Origin of the sequence: Alcaligenes sp. 13f (assembly GCF_020496585.1) — a bacterium.
GTDB lineage: Bacteria > Pseudomonadota > Gammaproteobacteria > Burkholderiales > Burkholderiaceae_B > Alcaligenes > Alcaligenes phenolicus.
In genome coordinates this window covers 1-17,502 of the sequence record NZ_JAHKKC010000007.1, presented here as the reverse complement: position 1 = coordinate 17,502, position 17,502 = coordinate 1, and the positions used below count along the sequence as shown (strand labels likewise).

General features: G+C 55.0%; 16 protein-coding genes. 13 read left to right on the top strand and 3 right to left on the bottom strand.

The window, feature by feature from the left end:
* Positions 1–2: 2 nt before the first annotated feature.
* Entirely contained in the window at positions 3–815 is an 813-nt protein-coding gene (locus tag KOE80_RS07500) for a ferritin-like domain-containing protein (protein ID WP_063692780.1), read from the top strand.
* Here KOE80_RS07500 and KOE80_RS07495 read toward each other — a convergent pair.
* Positions 790–2,499: an anti-sigma factor domain-containing protein gene (locus tag KOE80_RS07495; RefSeq protein ID WP_226348801.1), complete on the bottom strand. Its 1,710-nt coding sequence runs from the start codon at positions 2,497–2,499 to the stop codon at positions 790–792. The two genes, KOE80_RS07500 and KOE80_RS07495, sit on opposite strands and share 26 nt — an antisense overlap.
* Before the next feature lie 69 nt (positions 2,500–2,568).
* Between KOE80_RS07495 and KOE80_RS07490 the strand changes: the two genes are divergently transcribed.
* The 9 genes from KOE80_RS07490 to sufT all read left to right on the top strand — a co-directional run bounded on the left by KOE80_RS07490 (position 2,569) and on the right by sufT (position 11,136).
* Complete coding sequence (locus KOE80_RS07490) at positions 2,569–2,787, top strand: hypothetical protein (RefSeq protein ID WP_226348800.1); 219 nt, start codon at positions 2,569–2,571, stop codon at positions 2,785–2,787.
* Positions 2,788–2,969: 182 nt separating this feature from the next.
* Complete coding sequence (locus KOE80_RS07485; RefSeq protein WP_226348799.1) at positions 2,970–4,766, top strand: ABCB family ABC transporter ATP-binding protein/permease; 1,797 nt, start codon at positions 2,970–2,972, stop codon at positions 4,764–4,766.
* Positions 4,767–4,826: 60 nt separating this feature from the next.
* Positions 4,827–5,321, top strand: coding sequence for an SUF system Fe-S cluster assembly regulator (locus tag KOE80_RS07480; protein WP_003800349.1), 495 nt, complete (start codon positions 4,827–4,829; stop codon positions 5,319–5,321).
* The gene (sufB, locus tag KOE80_RS07475) at positions 5,318–6,766 is read left to right on the top strand and encodes a Fe-S cluster assembly protein SufB (protein ID WP_009454374.1); all 1,449 of its coding nucleotides are present in this window, start codon (positions 5,318–5,320) and stop codon (positions 6,764–6,766) included. The genes KOE80_RS07480 and sufB overlap by 4 nt, the downstream gene beginning before the upstream one ends.
* 13 nt (positions 6,767–6,779) lie before the next feature.
* On the top strand, positions 6,780–7,559 hold the full coding sequence (gene sufC, locus KOE80_RS07470) for a Fe-S cluster assembly ATPase SufC (RefSeq protein WP_009454372.1): 780 nt from the start codon (positions 6,780–6,782) through the stop codon (positions 7,557–7,559).
* Entirely contained in the window at positions 7,556–8,863 is a 1,308-nt protein-coding gene (gene sufD / locus KOE80_RS07465; RefSeq protein ID WP_226348798.1) for a Fe-S cluster assembly protein SufD, read from the top strand. Before sufC ends, sufD begins: the two co-directional genes overlap by 4 nt.
* A complete protein-coding gene (locus KOE80_RS07460) occupies positions 8,860–10,107 on the top strand; it encodes a cysteine desulfurase (RefSeq protein WP_226348797.1) in 1,248 nt (415 codons plus the stop codon). Before sufD ends, KOE80_RS07460 begins: the two co-directional genes overlap by 4 nt.
* A complete protein-coding gene (sufU, locus tag KOE80_RS07455; RefSeq protein ID WP_009454366.1) occupies positions 10,108–10,560 on the top strand; it encodes a Fe-S cluster assembly sulfur transfer protein SufU in 453 nt (150 codons plus the stop codon).
* A 15-nt stretch (positions 10,561–10,575) separates the two neighbouring features.
* Positions 10,576–11,136 (top strand): putative Fe-S cluster assembly protein SufT, encoded by a 561-nt coding sequence (gene sufT, locus KOE80_RS07450; protein ID WP_226348796.1) that lies wholly within the window; start codon positions 10,576–10,578, stop codon positions 11,134–11,136.
* Between the two features lie 650 nt (positions 11,137–11,786).
* Here sufT and KOE80_RS07445 read toward each other — a convergent pair.
* Complete coding sequence (locus KOE80_RS07445) at positions 11,787–12,299, bottom strand: helix-turn-helix domain-containing protein (RefSeq protein WP_226348795.1); 513 nt, start codon at positions 12,297–12,299, stop codon at positions 11,787–11,789.
* A gap of 427 nt (positions 12,300–12,726) precedes the next feature.
* Between KOE80_RS07445 and KOE80_RS07440 the strand changes: the two genes are divergently transcribed.
* The gene (locus tag KOE80_RS07440) at positions 12,727–13,458 is read left to right on the top strand and encodes a winged helix-turn-helix domain-containing protein (protein ID WP_226348794.1); all 732 of its coding nucleotides are present in this window, start codon (positions 12,727–12,729) and stop codon (positions 13,456–13,458) included.
* Between the two features lie 167 nt (positions 13,459–13,625).
* On the opposite strand, the gene KOE80_RS07435 is transcribed toward KOE80_RS07440, so the two are convergent.
* Positions 13,626–14,057 carry a helix-turn-helix domain-containing protein gene (locus KOE80_RS07435; protein ID WP_109089743.1) on the bottom strand — a complete coding sequence of 144 codons (432 nt, stop codon included), beginning with the start codon at positions 14,055–14,057 and terminating at the stop codon, positions 13,626–13,628.
* Between the two features lie 547 nt (positions 14,058–14,604).
* Here KOE80_RS07435 and KOE80_RS07430 point away from each other — a divergent pair.
* Both KOE80_RS07430 and KOE80_RS07425 read left to right on the top strand, forming a co-directional pair.
* Positions 14,605–15,873: a TolC family protein gene (locus tag KOE80_RS07430; RefSeq protein WP_170978542.1), complete on the top strand. Its 1,269-nt coding sequence runs from the start codon at positions 14,605–14,607 to the stop codon at positions 15,871–15,873.
* Between the two features lie 55 nt (positions 15,874–15,928).
* The coding region (locus KOE80_RS07425) for a BapA/Bap/LapF family prefix-like domain-containing protein (RefSeq protein WP_226348793.1) at positions 15,929–17,502 on the top strand (1,574 nt) is incomplete at its 3' end.

Here is a 17,502-nt window from a genome sequence, read left to right as displayed (position 1 = left end):
CAGTGAACTTGCGTCGTCAGGCTTTAAAGGCCTTGTTAGTGCAAGAACCGGCTGCCAAGCTGGCAGCGGTACGAGCGATTGCACATGGCTTGCCCGTAGGGGCGGATGAACATTTGGAGGAGCCGCCAGGCGTGCCTGGACGGCCCGAGGGTTTGCGTTTTGTGAGCCCTCAGCAGGTGCCTAAACGTTCGGTGCGGACTATCCAGGGGCGAGCAGCCTTATTGCATTCCTTGGCGCATATTGAATTCAATGCCATCAATCTGGCTTTGGATGTGCTGTGGCGTTATCCCGGGTTACCCGACGCATTCTATGCAGGTTGGTTGCAGGTGGCGGTGGAGGAGGCGTTGCATTTTGAACTGCTTGGCAACCATCTTCAAACGCTGGGTGTCCGCTATGGGGACTTGCCTGTCCATGATGGCTTGTGGGAGATGGCAGAGCGAACGCGCTTTGATCTGCTGGCGCGTATGGCTTTGGTGCCCCGTACTCTGGAAGCGCGAGGCCTGGATGCTTGCCCCCTGGTGCACCGGAAGCTGCTGGACGCCGGTGATGAAAAAGCCGCTGCGATTATTGCCATCATCTTGCGCGATGAAGTCGGGCACGTGGCCTTGGGGAATTACTGGTATCGCAAAGTGTGTCAGGAGCAAGGTCTGCCTGATTTTGACACCTATGGCGAGTTGGCGCAGCGCTATCGTGCACCGCGTTTGCGCGGCCCCTTTAATCGCGAAGCCCGCCTGGAGGCGGGCTTCACTGTCGAGGAAATCGACGAGCTGGAACGGCTGGATGCCGCTTTCAAGAGCGGGTTGCCGACGAGTTAACTTCGGTATTGGGCTTGGGCAGGTTATCCAGCTGCCCGAAACTGACGATGCGGCCAATATACAGAACGGGGCCTTCCGGTGCACCGCTATTGGAGCCACCTTCCGTTTCCAGTGTCATTTCAAAAATCTGCTCATCTTCCACGGTGCCTATCAAGGCTGCAGGAACGGTGATGGGGCGATTGGGATCAATCAAACCCAATGAACGAATTTGTGTGCCGCGTGGGGTGTGTGTCCATAGCTGTACCGACTGAGTTGCTTTGACTTCAGTGCTGACCTTGGGTACCAGCAGGACATTGCCTTGTGGGTCCACCGTTGCAATCCAGGCCGGAGTAGAGGATTGGCCAGGGGCTTGCAGGATGGCCGCCTGACGTGGCTTCATTTCTATGACGTTGATGGGTGGCTCTGAATTCATGTTCATGAGCAAGGCAATCACCAGACCCAGAATCACGACCGCTGCCAAACCGCCCAATAAAATCGGCAGGGGCATGGCAAAACCACGAGACTGGCGTTCTCCTTCGACAGCTTCGGGTTTGCGTTTCTTCTCTACCGCGACAGGTTCAGGCTCGCTTTTAGTGGGTTTTTTCTTGTCGGCCACTTTGCTCGGGGCAGCCGGCGCTGGCTCGGGGGTGAGAGCAGCGGCCTTCGTGGCTGGGTCGGAGTCTGCTCGTAACAAGGTGGGGAAGGGCGGCGTGTGATCGTCGGCCTTGTCGTTCGAACTGTTGGCGGACCAGCGAGGTTCCGTGCGGGTGGCAGCTTCTACTTTAGTCGTGCTGTCTGCAGGAGCGCTGGTCTTGATGCTCGGTTCCTGGCGTTCCGGCTTGCTGGCGGGAGCATTCGCATTGGGGCTGGTGCTTTCCGGTTTGGATGTTGCTTCCGTGGCAGCGGCTGTGCTGCCAGCCTGTCGGCGTGCAGCGGGTGGCGGCAAGCCCAAGGTATGGTGAATGTGAGCCAGGCTAGTGGGCGCAGGCAATGTTGGGGTCAGGCAATCCACCAGTTCCAGCCAGGCTTGTTCCCAAGCCAAAGCCAGACGCGCAGCCTGATCGTTCTGCTGCATCAGAGTATGAGCTTGAGCCAGTTCGTGCTGACTGAGCAGGCCCAAGGTGTATTCGCCAATCATCACCGCATGGCGCGGATCGTTGGCATTGCCTTCATTGATCAGGGGAGTGAGCTGCTGCAAGCCATGCTGAACCACCGCGCGCAATTGGGCGGGGGAGCGGTTTAGTTGAGGGCCCAGTTGCTCGTAGCTATTGCCATGCAGATAAGCATGGATCATGGCGCGTTGACTGGTGCCGTCCAGCTTGCCCAGGGCAGGGATGAAACGCTGACCGGCTTGTGGTTGGATGGCGGGAAGGGCGTAATTGTTGTCGCCGCTTTGCGTGCGTTGGCGCAGGCGAGCCAGCAGCCTGAAGCGCAGAATGCTGTAAATCCAGGCGCGCCCCTCGCCCAAATCGGGGTCATAGCCGGCAGCGTTCTTCCACAGCAAGACAAAGCTATCGCGCAGAACCTCTTCGGCATCGATGCGGCGGCCCAATACGGCCTGGCCCAAAGCCAGCATCAAGGGTGCTTCCTGATCGTACAGCACATCCAGCGCCTGGCTGTCTTGTGCGGCTAACTGATCCAGGGAAGAAGAATACGAAAAAGAAGAAGACGGCATGGATGGATTTTGCACGGTAAAGGGATTCATGAGCCAGATGTCCGGTATCAGGCGCTGTTTTCATTCTGTCCGCACCTGTTTCAGACAAGCAGGTATTGTATGCCTTTCGCTGAAGGCTTGAAGGTAACAAAGTGCTGGATTGCCAGCATTTTCTTTGCAGTGGCTAGACGTGAATTTCCTGATTTTCAGCACGGAATGCTTTGTGGTGGGGGCCATTGCTTTCACGACTGTGGTTTGCAGGCCAATAATCAGCCAAACAAGCACGCCGACGGCAGGGTCTTGGCAGGGATGAGCAGTGCAAAAGGCTATACTTATTAGTTATGCGCTGCCTGAGTGTTGTTGATCTTTACTTAGGCAAAGAGCCTCATTTCTGTATTCGCATCAAGGACATAGCAGGGGCCTACCTGCCAGTGGAAAGCGTTTGCGCTTGTCCTGCCTTGATTTCAGCTTTGTGCTGCAACTTATTTTTAAGCTGTCCGTGGTTCTTCGGCTTTGTGCTGATGGACACGGACCTATTGCGTGTGCCTCCTCGTCCTGAAGTGCTTGATGGTGTCTCCGGTGGTCTGAGCACCCTGAAATCCTTATTTCCTTACGTTTGGCGATTCAAGACTCGCGTGGTCTTGGCCTTGTCCTGTTTGCTGCTGGCAAAAGTCGCCACAGTGATGATGCCGATCTACCTGAAGCAGGTAATCGATGCGCTGAGCCTGCCCGCTACCGCGCTGATGCTGCCGGTGGCGGCCTTGTTGGGCTATGGCGCCGTACGTCTGGCCTCCAGCGCTTTTGGGGAAATACGAGATGCCTTGTTTGCCCGAGTCACGCAAGGCTCGGTGCGCCTGATTGCGAACCACGTCTTTCGGCACTTGCTGGATCTGTCCTTGCGCTTTCATACCGAACGGCAGACGGGTGGTTTGAGCCGGGATATTGAACGGGGCACCAAAGGTGTCAGCTTTCTGCTGAATTTCCTGGTCTTTAATATCCTGCCTACCTTGCTGGAAATTGCACTGGTCTGTGGCATCTTGCTCTGGCGTTACGACTGGGCCTTTGCGGCGGTGACCTTGGGGACGATTGCTGCCTATATTGTGTTTACCTTGCTGGTGACCGAGCGGCGCATGCGTTATCGACGAGCCATGAATGACTTGGACAGTCGCGCTAATTCCCGCGCGATTGATGCCTTGCTCAACTACGAGACAGTCAAATACTTTGGTAACGAGGACTACGAGATCAATCGCTATGACCAGAATATGGGCAAATGGGTCCAGGCTGCCGTGCGTAATCAGGTCTCCTTGAATCTGCTCAATATTGGCCAGGCTTCGATTATCAGTGTCGGGGTGACGGCCTTGCTGTTCATGTCGGCGCAAGGTGTGTTGGCCGGGACCATGACTGTAGGTGATGTTGTACTGGTGTCTGCCTTTCTGACCCAGCTTTATGCGCCTTTGAACTTTTTGGGCTTTGTGTACCGCGAGATCAAGAATTCCCTGGCCGATATGGAGCGCCTGTTTTCCTTGCTGCGTCGCAAGCAAGAGGTGAAAGATGCGCCGAATGCCCAGGTCTTGTCCTGTGAGCAGGCAGGTGTTCGTTTCGAGAACGTCAGCTTTGCCTACGACAGCCGCCGCAAAGTCATCCAGAACCTGAGTTTCGAGATTCCCGCAGGCAAGACTGTAGCGGTTGTGGGCTCGTCGGGCGCGGGTAAGTCCACCTTGTCGCGCCTTTTGTTCCGTTTCTACGATGTGACGGAAGGCCGCATCCTGTTCAATGACCGTGAGCTGCGCGAATGGACGCAGGAGAGCTTGCGCCGTCATATCGGTATCGTTCCCCAGGACACCGTCCTGTTCAACGATACGATTTTGCACAATATTGCCTATGGCCGTCCCGAGGCCAGCAAAGAGCAAATCGTGGCTGCGGCCCGTGCCGCCAGTATTCATGACTTCATCGAAAGCTTGCCCGATGGTTACGAGACCGTCGTGGGCGAACGTGGCTTGAAGTTGTCCGGGGGCGAAAAACAGCGTGTGGCCATTGCCCGTACCTTGCTGAAGAACCCGCCGGTGCTGATTCTGGATGAAGCCACCAGTGCGCTGGATACGCGCACGGAACGGGCGATTCAGGCGGAGTTGAACGAGATTGCCCGTGACCGCACCACCTTGATCATTGCTCACCGTCTTTCCACGATTACGGACGCGGATTTGATTCTGGTTCTGGAGCGCGGACAGATCGTGGAGCAGGGCACACACAGCGAGCTTTTAGCCCTGGATGGCGCCTATGCCCGTATGTGGAATATCCAGCAAAGTCTGGAGGGATAATTTGACCATATAGTACCAAAGCGGTACTATATGGCTCTACGACCTGTTCAGAGAGAAGGAATGCTGCGAATCAGTAAAATCATTGATTACGGCACTTTGGTGCTGACACACATGGCTGGCGATCCAGACCGTGTGTTCAGTGCGTCTGACTTGGCCGCCATCCTGGGTTTGGGCCAACCAACTGTCAGCAAGGTGCTTAAACTGCTGGGCCAGCACGAGCTGGTAATCAGCAGCCGAGGCGCACGCGGAGGGTATGTGTTGGGCCGCCCCGCCAAACAGATTAGTGTAGCGCAGATTATTGATGCACTGGAAGATCAACCCTTTGGCTTGACTGAATGTGTAGCTACTCCTGGAGCCTGTTCCGTGGAGTCAGATTGCCATATACGCAGTAATTGGCAACGTATCAACGATATTGTCCGGCGCACCCTCGAAGAGGTCAGTGTTGCAGACATGATACGCGTGCCCGTTAACGAATTTCCCCTGACACACAAGCCGGGTCCCGAATTGAAAAACAGAAACAAGGCGAACACCTCCAACGTGGAGTTAACCGAATGAGTACCGTCAACGAACATCTGGACACCTTCCTCGATCGTGATTACGAGGCAGGCTTTGTCACCGACATCGAGTCTGAAACCATACCGAAAGGTTTGAACGAAGACGTCATCCGTTTCCTGTCCGCGAAAAAACGCGAACCGGAGTTCATGCTGGAATGGCGCCTGGCTGCTTACCGCCAGTGGCTGACCATGAAGTATCCCAAGTGGTCGATTGTGGAATATCCACCTATCGACTTCCAGGACATCAGCTACTACTCCGCGCCCAAGAGCAAGGCCGACGGCCCCAAGAGCCTGGACGAGGTGGATCCTGAATTGCTGCGCACCTATGAAAAACTGGGTGTGCCCTTGCACGAACGCGCTCGTCTGGCCGGTGTGGCCGTTGACGCCGTGTTTGACTCGGTCTCGGTTGCCACCACCTTCCGCAAAGAGCTGGAAGAAGTGGGCGTGATCTTCTGTTCCTTTTCCGAGGCCGTGCGTGAATATCCGGAACTGGTGAAAAAGTACCTGGGTACGGTGGTTCCGCCTAGCGACAACTTCTACGCTGCACTGAACTCGGCTGTGTTCTCCGATGGCTCCTTTGTGTTCATCCCCAAAGGCGTACGCTGCCCGATGGAGCTGTCCACTTACTTCCGTATCAACGCCCGTGACACCGGCCAGTTCGAGCGCACCTTGATCATTGCGGAAGAGGGCGCTTCGGTCAGCTACCTGGAAGGCTGTACGGCGCCGATGCGCGATGAAAACCAATTGCACGCAGCGGTCGTGGAACTGGTCGCGTTGGACGACGCCAAAATCAAGTACTCCACCGTACAAAACTGGTACCCCGGCGACAAGGACGGCGTAGGCGGTATTTACAACTTCGTCACCAAGCGCGGCGAATGCCGTGGCGCACGTTCGCACATCTCCTGGACGCAGGTTGAAACCGGCTCGGCCATTACCTGGAAATACCCCAGTGTGGTGCTGCGCGGCGACGACTCCCAAGGCGAGTTCTACTCGGTTGCTCTGAGCAACCACCGCCAGCAAGCCGATACCGGCACCAAAATGATTCATATGGGTCGCAATACCCGCAGCACGATTATCTCCAAGGGGATTTCGGCTGGCCAAGGTATTAACACCTATCGCGGCCTGGTTCGTATTACCCCCAAGGCAGAAAATGCCCGCAATTACACCCAGTGTGATTCGCTGCTGATTGGCAAGCGCTGCGCTGCACACACCTTCCCCACGATGGAAGTGCAGAACCCCAGCGCCAGTGTGGAACACGAAGCAACTGCTTCGCGCATTGGCGAGGACCAGCTCTTTTACGCCATGCAGCGCGGCCTGACTGCCGAAGATGCCGTCTCCATGATCGTGAACGGCTTTTGTAAAGAAGTGATTAAAGAATTGCCCATGGAGTTTGCGGTCGAAGCACAGAATTTGCTCGGCGTCAGCTTGGAAGGCAGTGTAGGTTAAGGAGAATAATGAAATGCTGACGATTAAAGATTTGCGCGCTTCGGTTGAAGATAAACCTATCCTTAAAGGCCTGAACCTGGAAATCAAACCCGGTGAAGTCCACGCCATCATGGGCCCGAACGGCTCGGGCAAGAGCACCTTGTCCCAGGTTCTGGCTGGTCGTGAAGACTACACCGTGGAAGGTGGTTCGGTTGATTGGCTGGGGCAGGACCTGCTGGAAATGAAGATTGAAGACCGCGCCCGTTCCGGTCTGTTCCTGGCATTCCAGTACCCCATCGAAATTCCCGGTGTGTCCAACGCCTACTTCCTGCGTGCTTCCGTGAACGCCGTGCGTCGTCATCAGGGCTTGCCCGAGCTGGACGCCATGGACTTCCTCAAGCGCGTCAAAGAGGAAATGAAGACGGTTGGCATGCGTGAAGAGTTTCTGTACCGCTCCGTGAACGAAGGCTTTTCCGGCGGCGAAAAGAAACGCAACGAAGTTCTGCAAATGAGCCTGCTGGAGCCCAAGCTGGCCATTCTGGACGAAACCGACTCCGGTCTGGATATTGACGCTTTGCGCGTGGTTGCCGACGGCGTGAACCGTCTGCGTTCCCCCGAGCGTTCCTTGCTGGTGATCACTCACTACCAACGTCTGCTGGACTACATCGTGCCTGACTTTGTGCACGTGTTGGCCGGTGGCAAGATCATTCGTTCCGGTGGCCGTGAATTGGCTCTGGAACTGGAAGAGCGTGGCTACGGCTGGGTGCTGGAACAAGCAGCCGCCGAACAAAAAGCCAAGGGAGCTGCGGTATGAGTCTGCCGGATTGGGTCAACAGCTTTGCCGCTCAGGCTGCACAAGCACCTGGAGCCGGCCTGCCATGGCTAAGCGCTGTGCGTCAGCGCGCGCTGGATCGTTTCGCACAAGAAGGCTGGCCAACTACGCGTATTGAAGCCTGGCATCACACCTCTTTGGCTTTACTGGAACAACAAAGCTTTGCGCCTCAGAAGTCGGCTTCGGCCGCAGAACTGGTGGCGTCGGTACGCCAGCAAGAAGACGGGTACTTTCTGGTCTTTGTGGATGGTCACTACGATGCGGCCTTGTCGCACCTGAACGAGTTGCCAGCAGGCGTGCGTTTGTCCGCGCTCAGTACCTGTCTGGAACAAGATGCAGACTGGTTGCAGCAGGCTTACGGGGACGAGTCCCTGGGCGCCTCGACCGCCGCCTTGAACCTGGCTTTGGCCCAGGATGGCGCTGCCTTGCACATTGCTGCTGGCAAGCATCTGGAGCAGCCTGTTCATCTGGTTTTTGTGCGCACCCAAGGTGGCAGCGCCAGCTTCACGCGTAACCTGATTTCTCTGGAGTCTGGTGCCAGCGCAACGGTGGTTGAACACTATGTAGGTCAGGAAGGAACGGATGCTTCCTTGAGCAGCGTCGTGACTCGCCTGAACGTGGCGCCTGATGCCAACCTGACGCATATGAAGTTGCAGCAGGAAGCGCTGCAAGACTTCCACCTGGCTGCAATCGATGTGCAGCAAGGTCGTGGCTCGGTATTCAATTCGCACTCCCTGTCCTTCGGTGCCCGTATTGCCCGTAACGACATTGCTACCGTCTTCAATGGCGAGCGCTGCGAAACCTTGTTCAATGGTTTGTACTTTGTAGACGGCCGCCGTCACGTCGACCACAACACCATCATTGATCACGCTCAGCCCAACTGCCAAAGCCGTGAGTTTTACCGCGGTATTCTGGCCGACACCGCCCGTGGTGTATTCAGCGGTCGTGTATTGGTCGGCAAGGGCGCGGATGGTACGGATTCGGTACAGCGCTCGGACAGCCTGCTCTTGTCCAAGATGGCCCGTGCGGACTCCCGCCCCGAGCTGGAAATCTACGCTGATGACGTCAAGTGTGCACACGGCGCCACGGTGGGTCAGCTGGATGCAGACAGTCTGTTCTATCTGCGTTCGCGCGGCATGACCATGGAAGATGCACGCAATATGCTGATCTACGCATTTGCGGCCCAGTCCCTGGAACGCATTGCTTCCGAGAGCCTGCGTAGCCGTGCCACGGTCGGTATCAACGCTTTGTTGCCTGGCGGTCTTGCCCTTGGAGAGCTTGCATGAATGCGCCTATGCCCGTAACTGCTGCTGGTTTGCTGAATCACCGCGCGGATTTTCCTATCCTGGCTCGCCCTATCCGGGGCCAACGCCTGTCCTATCTGGACAATGGCGCGACGACGCAAAAGCCGCGCTCGGTTATTGAAGCCGAGGCGCGATTCTATGAGCAGTCCAATGCCAATATCCACCGTGGTGTGCATTGGCTGTCTCAGCATGCTACTGAGCTGTACGATCAGGCCAGAAGTACAGTGCGGGCATTTCTGAATGCCGCGCGCGACGAAGAAATTGTATTTACGCGTGGCACCACAGAGTCCATCAACCTGGTGGCCTATAGCTGGGGCATGGACAACCTGAAGGCGGGTGATGAAATCCTGCTGACAGGCCTGGAGCATCACTCCAATATCGTGCCTTGGCAGCTTGTGGCTCAACGCACGGGCGCGGTCATTCGCGTGGTGCCTGTGCTGGACAACGGCGATCTGGATCAGGAAGCGTTCAAGCAACTGCTGAACGAGAAAACCCGTTTGCTGGGCTTGGTCCATGTATCCAATGCCCTGGGCACGATCAACCCCGTTGCTGAAATGATCCGTCAGGCGCATGCCGTCGGCGCCAAGGTGCTGGTGGATGGTGCCCAATCCGTTCCCCACGGTGTGGTGGACGTACAGGCTCTGGATGCGGACTTCTACACTTTCTCGGCACACAAGCTGTACGGCCCCACAGGTATGGGGGCCTTGTACGTGCGTTACGAGATTCTGGACAGCATGTCGCCCTGGATGGGCGGCGGTGACATGATCACCACGGTCAGCTTCGAGCAAAGTAATTACGCGCCTGTACCACAGCGTTTTGAGGCAGGTACACCCAATATCGCTGGCGCCATTACCATGGCTGCCGCCATCGATTATGTGATGGGCATAGGCATGCAGCGTATTGCTGATCACGAAGCGCTGCTGCTGGATTACGCCACCGAGGCCTTGCTGGCCATGCCTGGTATTCGCATTATCGGTACGGCCGCACACAAGGCAGGCATCGTGTCCTTCCTGGTCGACGGCATTCATCCGCACGATCTGGGCACCATTCTGGATATGGACGGTGTTGCCGTGCGTGCCGGTCACCACTGTGCCATGCCCTTGATGACGCGCTTTGGCATTCCCGGTACGGTTCGTGCCTCTTTTGCCTTGTACAACGATTACGCTGATATTGACGCTTTGCTGGGCAGCCTGCGCAAAGCTCAAAAACTATTTGGAGTTGGCTAAATGAGCCAGGATTTCAACGGGCTGCGCGAGCTCTACCAAGAGGTCATTTTTGACCACAACCGTAGCCCGCGTAACTTTGAAGTAATAGAAAACGCCAGTCATTTTGCCAATGGCCACAATCCTCTGTGCGGGGATCAACTGGCTGTGTACGCCGTGGTTGAAGACGGCATTGTGCAGAAAGTCAGCTTTGTGGGGCATGGCTGTGCTATTTCCAAAGCGTCGGCATCCTTGATGACCGAAGCCGTAAAAGGCCTGAGTCTGGCCGAGTTTGAGTCTCTTTTTCAAGATATGCACGCCATGTTGACAGAGGCCCATCCCGATCGAGATCTGGGCAAGCTGGAAGTGTTATCTGGTGTGCGTGAATTCCCCGCACGGGTTAAATGTGCCACTCTGGCCTGGCATACCCTGCATAACGCCATCAATCAGGCCAAAGAAACCGCGCAAACCGAATAAAGGCGCAAACAAGCCATGAGCTACTTTGAACGACATGATGTGCTGGTCAGCCGGGATTGTCCGGCTGTCAGTATCCCTTACGGTGCTCCCGTTACGATCGAGGCGGGTTGTACAGCAACGATTACCCAGAAGCTGGGTGGCAGCTATACCGTGATGGTAGAGGGCAACCTGTACCGGATTGAAGGTGTCGATGCCGATGCGCTGGGTTTTGAGTCCCAGGACAAGCCCGAGGTTTTTGTACCCGAGCTGCCCCTGAGCGAAAAAACCATTGAAGACGCCGCCTGGATTGTGCTGGCTAGCGTTTATGATCCGGAGATTCCGGTGGACATCGTGAACCTGGGGCTGGTGTATGCCTGTCACGTGAAACAGACCGGGCCTGAAACCTTTTCCATCACCATGGAAATGACGTTGACGGCTCCGGGTTGCGGTATGGGTACGATGATTGCCGACGAGGCCCGCTACAAGCTGGAGACCATCCAGGGCGTGGAAAAGGCGGTGGTGGACCTGGTTTGGGACCCACCATGGAGCCGGGAGCGCATGAGCGAATCAGCCCGCTTGCAACTAGGGATGCTGTAAAAGAAAAAGCCTGCATATTCTGCAGGCTTTTTTGCATCTGCAGATGCGAAGTAACTGGAAACGTGTGTCTAAGGGGGCTGGGGCCTGTTTGCAATGTCGTTTAACACTGGACAGTAAGCTTTAGCTCAATCCCTTATGTGTCGTTGGGCGCCTGGTCTGGGTCCGCTCTCTGACTACACTAAACTGCTCAAAAAAAATGACTCGATTTCCGCCTGGTATCTATACATAAAAACAATGGCTAAGGCGTTTAAAGTCAGGTTTTCATTAAACCTCATCTTTCCTTTTCTGCATCTCATCAGATCCCTGATACTTCAATTTTCTGCTCGGATAAAACTGAAGCCTATAACTTTTCCTAGGGTTTATGCTTATCTCCCACTAGAGAGATTTGTATGAATTTCGCTTCTTAAGCTCACGTTTCTTTCGTTCAGACCTGAAACCTTCAGGCTTATATAAATAAGAACTCATGTGGCGAACGGAGAATGGAATTTGATACAGATGGAACATAACGATGCTTTTTGAAAGCAGTATCTTGCAGGGCGGGCAGGTTAAACGCCCGCCAATACAGGAAGACTTGGAGTTGAATCAATAAAAGACGAATGGGCACCCGCTTATTGGCTTGTACTTAGGTGCTTTATTTCGTGAGCAGACCTTTACTGAGGCGTCAGGCGATCAATCAAACTGTTCAGGCTGGCATCATCCATTTGGCGTCCTTGAAGCAGATAGAACTCGTACACAAGACGAATCGCTTGGGCCTCAGCTCGAGAACGAAGGCTGAGCTTTTGCTGCACAAACAGCCGCCGGATTTTTAGAATGATCTCTTCCAGGGAGTCCATGTCCACCACGCTGGGATTTGTTTGGGGAGAAGCGAGCTTACCAAGCCTGTCATCGCCGCAAGCCAGCCACTGAATGGGCAGCTTGGAGGCGTTTGCCAACTTAATCAAAGCCAGTCGAGATGGCTCTGTTTTCCCTGATTGCCAGCCTTGTAGTATCAGCTGAGACACACCAACTTTTTCTGCCAGCTTCTGTGCTCCCCCTGCCTGCTCAATCGCTAGTTTGATTCGTTCCGGGAAGTTCAGGAAGCTTTCCTCTACGCTATTTTGACCGGCCTGGCTTAATCGCTTTACTGAGTGTTTGAAATACATTGCCACCTCCAGAGATTGCATGTTCTTGTCGTTATTGGTTATTTGGCCAAGATAGTGCTTGATGGTGATATATACTTGCCTTATTATTCAATTTGAACAGAAAACCAAGTTAACTACACAAGAATTTGCATAAAAAATGTAAATGATGTGGTTTTCTTACTTTTGTTTTAAGAACTTGACTGTTTCGGCAAGATTTTGTGCTTATGCTGAGTGGGGCGCGTCACGGAAGGGATGCGCATCGGGCCTTGAGGGCCAGGAGCAGAAAGACAGAGTGGCCTTGCTAACAGATCGGCTGTAGGCGCGCCAGGTCTTGGGTGAGTAAGAAACACAAAAAAAGACGTTGGTGAGCGCCGGGCAAAGCCGCATGAACGCGTGCAGGCCTACAGGGCAATGATAGCCACGGTTTTGGGGAGAGGGAGGCTTGGTACTGTTGAAAACAGAGAGAATCGTGCTGTTATTCGATAACGGCGATTTGATACAAAAGCTGATCGATGATTTGGCCTTGTGGGGCATACCAGTGCAAGTGCTTACAGTACAAAGTGCGGTGTCATTCACTCACGATGAACAGAGCGATGCAGGTGAGCTGATCATGTTGCACTCTTCGAATGAGGATCTGCTCAGGGATGTGGGGCGCTTGCGGGCTCAGTCTCCCGCAATGGGTTTGGTGGTCCTGCGCTTTGAGGGAACGCTGACTCCTGAACATAGCAGCCTCTTGCTATTGGCTGGCGCAGATATCTGTTTTGATGAACGAACTCACAGTATGGAAGTGCTGGCTAGTATCCAGGCCTTGCGCAGGCGGGAGCTGGCTCTGAGAGCCAAGTATTCGGATGTAAACGACAAGTCCCTGTCGATCGCGCTTTCAGAAAGCCGGTCGAACGGAATCGGTCATGAGCCTGTGTTCGGCTGGGACTTGCTGGAGGACGGGTGGCGCTTGATGACACCACAACGGCATGCCATTACCTTGACAGGGGCGGAGCGACGCGTACTGCGAATACTGCTGGCTGAAAGCCCTGAGCCTGTTGCACGGGAAAAACTGTTGAGCGAAAAGGAAGGGGATCAAACACCTAGCCGCTACATTGATGTCGTCATTAGCCGCTTGAAACGTAAGGTGTCGCAGCACGGCGAGCGTTTGCCCATTCGTTCTGTATGGGGCGTAGGTTATGTGTTTTCTGCTCGTTAGCCAGAATTTGTTTTTTGAGTCGTGAGCAAACCCTGATCGTTTTAAAGAAGGGGAGTGAATAACAGGCTGGGTTATCGCCAGGCATGAAGTTGCCTATGACTTTCGTATTCAAGCGAAGTCATTTCGCAGGCGGCTCCCGGTCCCAGCCTGAGTATTCTGGTGTGTTTTTATCGAAATGAAGCCAATTCAATCAGATTATTCAAACTGGCTTCATCCATTTGTTGCCCCTGGCGCAAGTAGAACTCATAGACCAAGCGGATGATGCGTGCCTCGGCTTCTGGCTTCAAGTTCACGTTTTGACCTTGGAATAGTTGTTGGGTCTTGGCGATGATCTCTTCCAGGATGTCCAGATCAACCAAGGTTGAAGAGGGTTCCGAGGGGGATGGGTTGCCTTCTCCCGAGGCCAGCCAGCTGACAGACAAGTTGCTGGCCTGAGCCATTTTGACCAGGCTGGATCGGGATGGGTCGGAGTTTCCAGAGCGCCAGCTTCGCAGTACAGAAGTGGACATTCCCATTTTGTCCGCCAAGTTCTTGGCTCCGCCTGCACGGGCGATGGCTAGATTTATCCGGTCCGAGAAGTCTTTAAATTCATTTTCCATATGCTTGTGGTCTGGTCTGCCCAAAAGTTGTGGTGGTAAGGGGCCCCAACGGTTTTAATTTACAATTCTGCGTCTTTTTCTTCATGTTCTTGTCAATTATTTTCAATTGCGCCAAGTAATCGCTTGATAGCGACAAGATCTTGTCGTAATATTCTTCCTGAACAGAAAACTAACCGGAAATACGCTTTTTTACACAAAAACGCTAATTTCATGCGATAGCTTATTCTTTTGTCACAAAATCGATTCTCTCGATAAGAACGCGTTGTGCTGCGTCTGCTTCTTTGTGTGAGGCGTGTCGGAGGTAGCGCGCAATCCAGGTAAATGACAGTTTTGCATTGCTTGCTTTTTGGATAGGCAGGTGGCTTTTTTGCGCCCTGCGTTCGGTGATTCTACCTCTTGAGAGTGCGTTTGTGTTGAATGTGCGGCTTTTTGTCCCTCCGCTGAGGATACAAAAAGTCACTTGCTTGGGTGCCTTATGACTAGAACAAAAACAGTGGGGATCGTGTTGGCTATGGCTGTTCTTGCCACATCGAGCAAGGCACAAACGATGCTTGAACGGCTTCAGGAAAATTCAGTTCTGGAACAAGCCGATCATGACGCACCCTTGAGTATTCAGTACGTTGTCGACCGCGTCCTTGCGCGTCACCCCGGGCGGGAAAGTGCCATGGGTTACGAAGCAAGCGCACGCGAGATGATTGATGTTGCCAAGGCTCATTACTACCCGCAAGTTAGCGGAGGTGTTTCAAGTAGCTATGAAAAGTACCGTTCCGGTCGCTATGACGAAAAGGCCCTGCAAAGCCTGGACTTGAACGTACAACAGCTACTTTACGACTTCGGCAAAACCGCCAATTCAGTCAAAAAAGCCGAGTTCGGGGAACTGAAAGCCCAAGCCAGAACGGATTTGGTTGTCGAGCAATTGGTTCGCGAAGCGTCCAACGCGGTACTGGAAGCGGTGCGTTATCAGGGTTTTCTGGATCTGGCCCAAGCGCACGTCCAGGAAGTAGAGCAGCTAACCCGCTTGGTCGAGCAGCGCCACGAAAAAGGTGCCAGCAACCTGTCCGACGTTTTACAAGCGCGCTCCCGCCTGGATTCCGTCCAGGCGCTGGTATTGAACGTCGATGCAGAATATCGCAAATGGTTGCAGGAAATTGCACTACTTGCACAACTTCCTGACGTTAGCGCCGTGTCCTTGGCGCAGTTCCCTCTCGAGCTCAATCAAAGCTGCACGATCTCCCGCATTAACTGGGCGCGTGTTCCAGAAGTGGTGATGGTGGATATGGCTGCCGAAGAAGCGGTGGCTGATGTCGATCTGGCCAGTTCTGAAGAATGGCCAACCCTCTCTTTACAAGCCAATGCCTCCCGCGCTTTGAACGCGACCCCGCTCTATGGCAGTCGTGTCGAGACCGGCATACGCCTGAATTTCTCCATGCCCTTTTATCAAGGGGGAGGCTTGTCGGCGCGTAAACGCGCAGCCTCGGGCGCCTTGCGCGCTGCCAGCGCTGAAAAGTCTCAAGTCCGCCTGCAGGTGGAGCAGCGCCTGGCCGATCAAGTCAATCGTTATCAAGGGCTGGAGCGTCGCAAGGCGCTGCTGGCCAATCGTGTCGTGAACATTAGCGGCACGAAAGACTTGTACAGAAAACAGTATTTGGATTTAGGTACGCGTTCACTGGTCGACTTATTGAATGCCGAACAGGAATACCACCAGGCCCGTGTCGAGGTGTTGAACAGTGAGTTGGATTTGAAAGCTTCGCAGATTGAGTGCGCTTACTCCCAGGGATTGTTGAGCGCTGGATTCAATGTGCCTGCCTTGAATTAACCGTTGTGAAGAGGGGCCTTGTGGCCATTTTTATTATTAAAAGGTTGGGCTATTCATGAAAATGATCCTAGCAGAACGATCGGGAGCGGGAAAGCCAGTACTGGAGACGCAATTAGCGGATCAAGTGCTGGCCACCCCTCATCTCGTCAAATTGAACGCGAGTCCTGGCGATATTGTCAGTATTACCCGCCAAGGAAATAACCTTGTCCTGGTGATGGCCAATGGTCAACAGGTCACCTTGCAAGGTTTCTTCAACGAAAACCCAGACGGCGAACATAGCGAGCTGGTTCTGGAAGATTCAGCCTGCCAACTGTGGTGGCTCAACAGCAGCGGAGAGCTGGTAGAAATCTCCGCCCAGGATGCCGTATTTGCAAATACGGCTCCTGTTGTTTCCGAAACTGTGTGCGCTGCTGCCGCTGGCACTAGCACACCTCCACCGTGGGTCCTTGGCCTGCTGCTGGCTGGCTTGACGGGTGTTGCAATGGCATCCAGTCATTCCTCCGGTGGCTCGGGCGGTAAGGGACCCGTAGATCCTGATGATGGTGACGGTGATGCTGACGCTGATGCTGATGCCGACGCTGATGCGGATGCAGACGCCGACGCTGATGCGGATGCTGATGCAGACGCCGATGCTGACGCAGACGCTGATGCGGATGCCGACGCAGACGCCGATGCTGATGCCGACGCCGACGCCGACGCCGACGCAGATGCTGACGCTGACGCCGATGCAGACGCCGATGCGGATGCGGATGCGGATGCCGACGCAGACGCGGATGCTGATGCCGATGCAGACGCCGATGCAGACGCCGATGCAGACGCCGATGCCGATGCTGACGCAGACGCTGATGCCGACGCAGATGCTGACGCAGATGCAGACGCCGACGCTGATGCTGACGCAGACGCAGACGCTGATGCAGACGCAGACGCAGACGCTGACGCAGACGCCGACGCGGATGCTGATGCGGATGCTGATGCAGACGCCGACGCCGACGCCGACGCGGATGCGGATGCTGACGCGGATGCGGATGCGGATGCTGATGCGGATGCGGATGCGGATGCTGACGCAGATGCGGATGCTGATGCGGATGCTGACGCTGATGCGGATGCTGACGCTGATGCGGATGCCGACGCCGATGCGGATGCTGACGCTGATGCCGATGCTGATGCAGACGCAGACGCGGATGCCGACGCAGATGCCGACGCAGACGCCGACGCGGATGCTGATGCCGATGCAGATGCCGATGCCGACGCTGATGCCGACGCGGATGCCGATGCCGACGCAGACGCTGATGCTGATGCTGATGCTGATGCGGACGCAGATGCCGATGCAGATGCTGATGCAGATGCAGACGCTGACGCCGATGCTGATGCGGATGCAGACGCCGACGCCGACGCCGATGCTGATGCCGACGCAGATGCTGATGCCGACGCGGATGCTGATGCTGATGCGGATGCCGATGCCGACGCGGATGCGGATGCCGACGCCGATGCAGACGCTGATGCTGACGCTGATGCCGACGCAGACGCTGATGCCGATGCCGACGCGGATGCCGATGCTGACGCTGATGCAGACGCCGACGCGGATGCCGACGCTGATGCAGACGCAGACGCCGATGCCGATGCAGACGC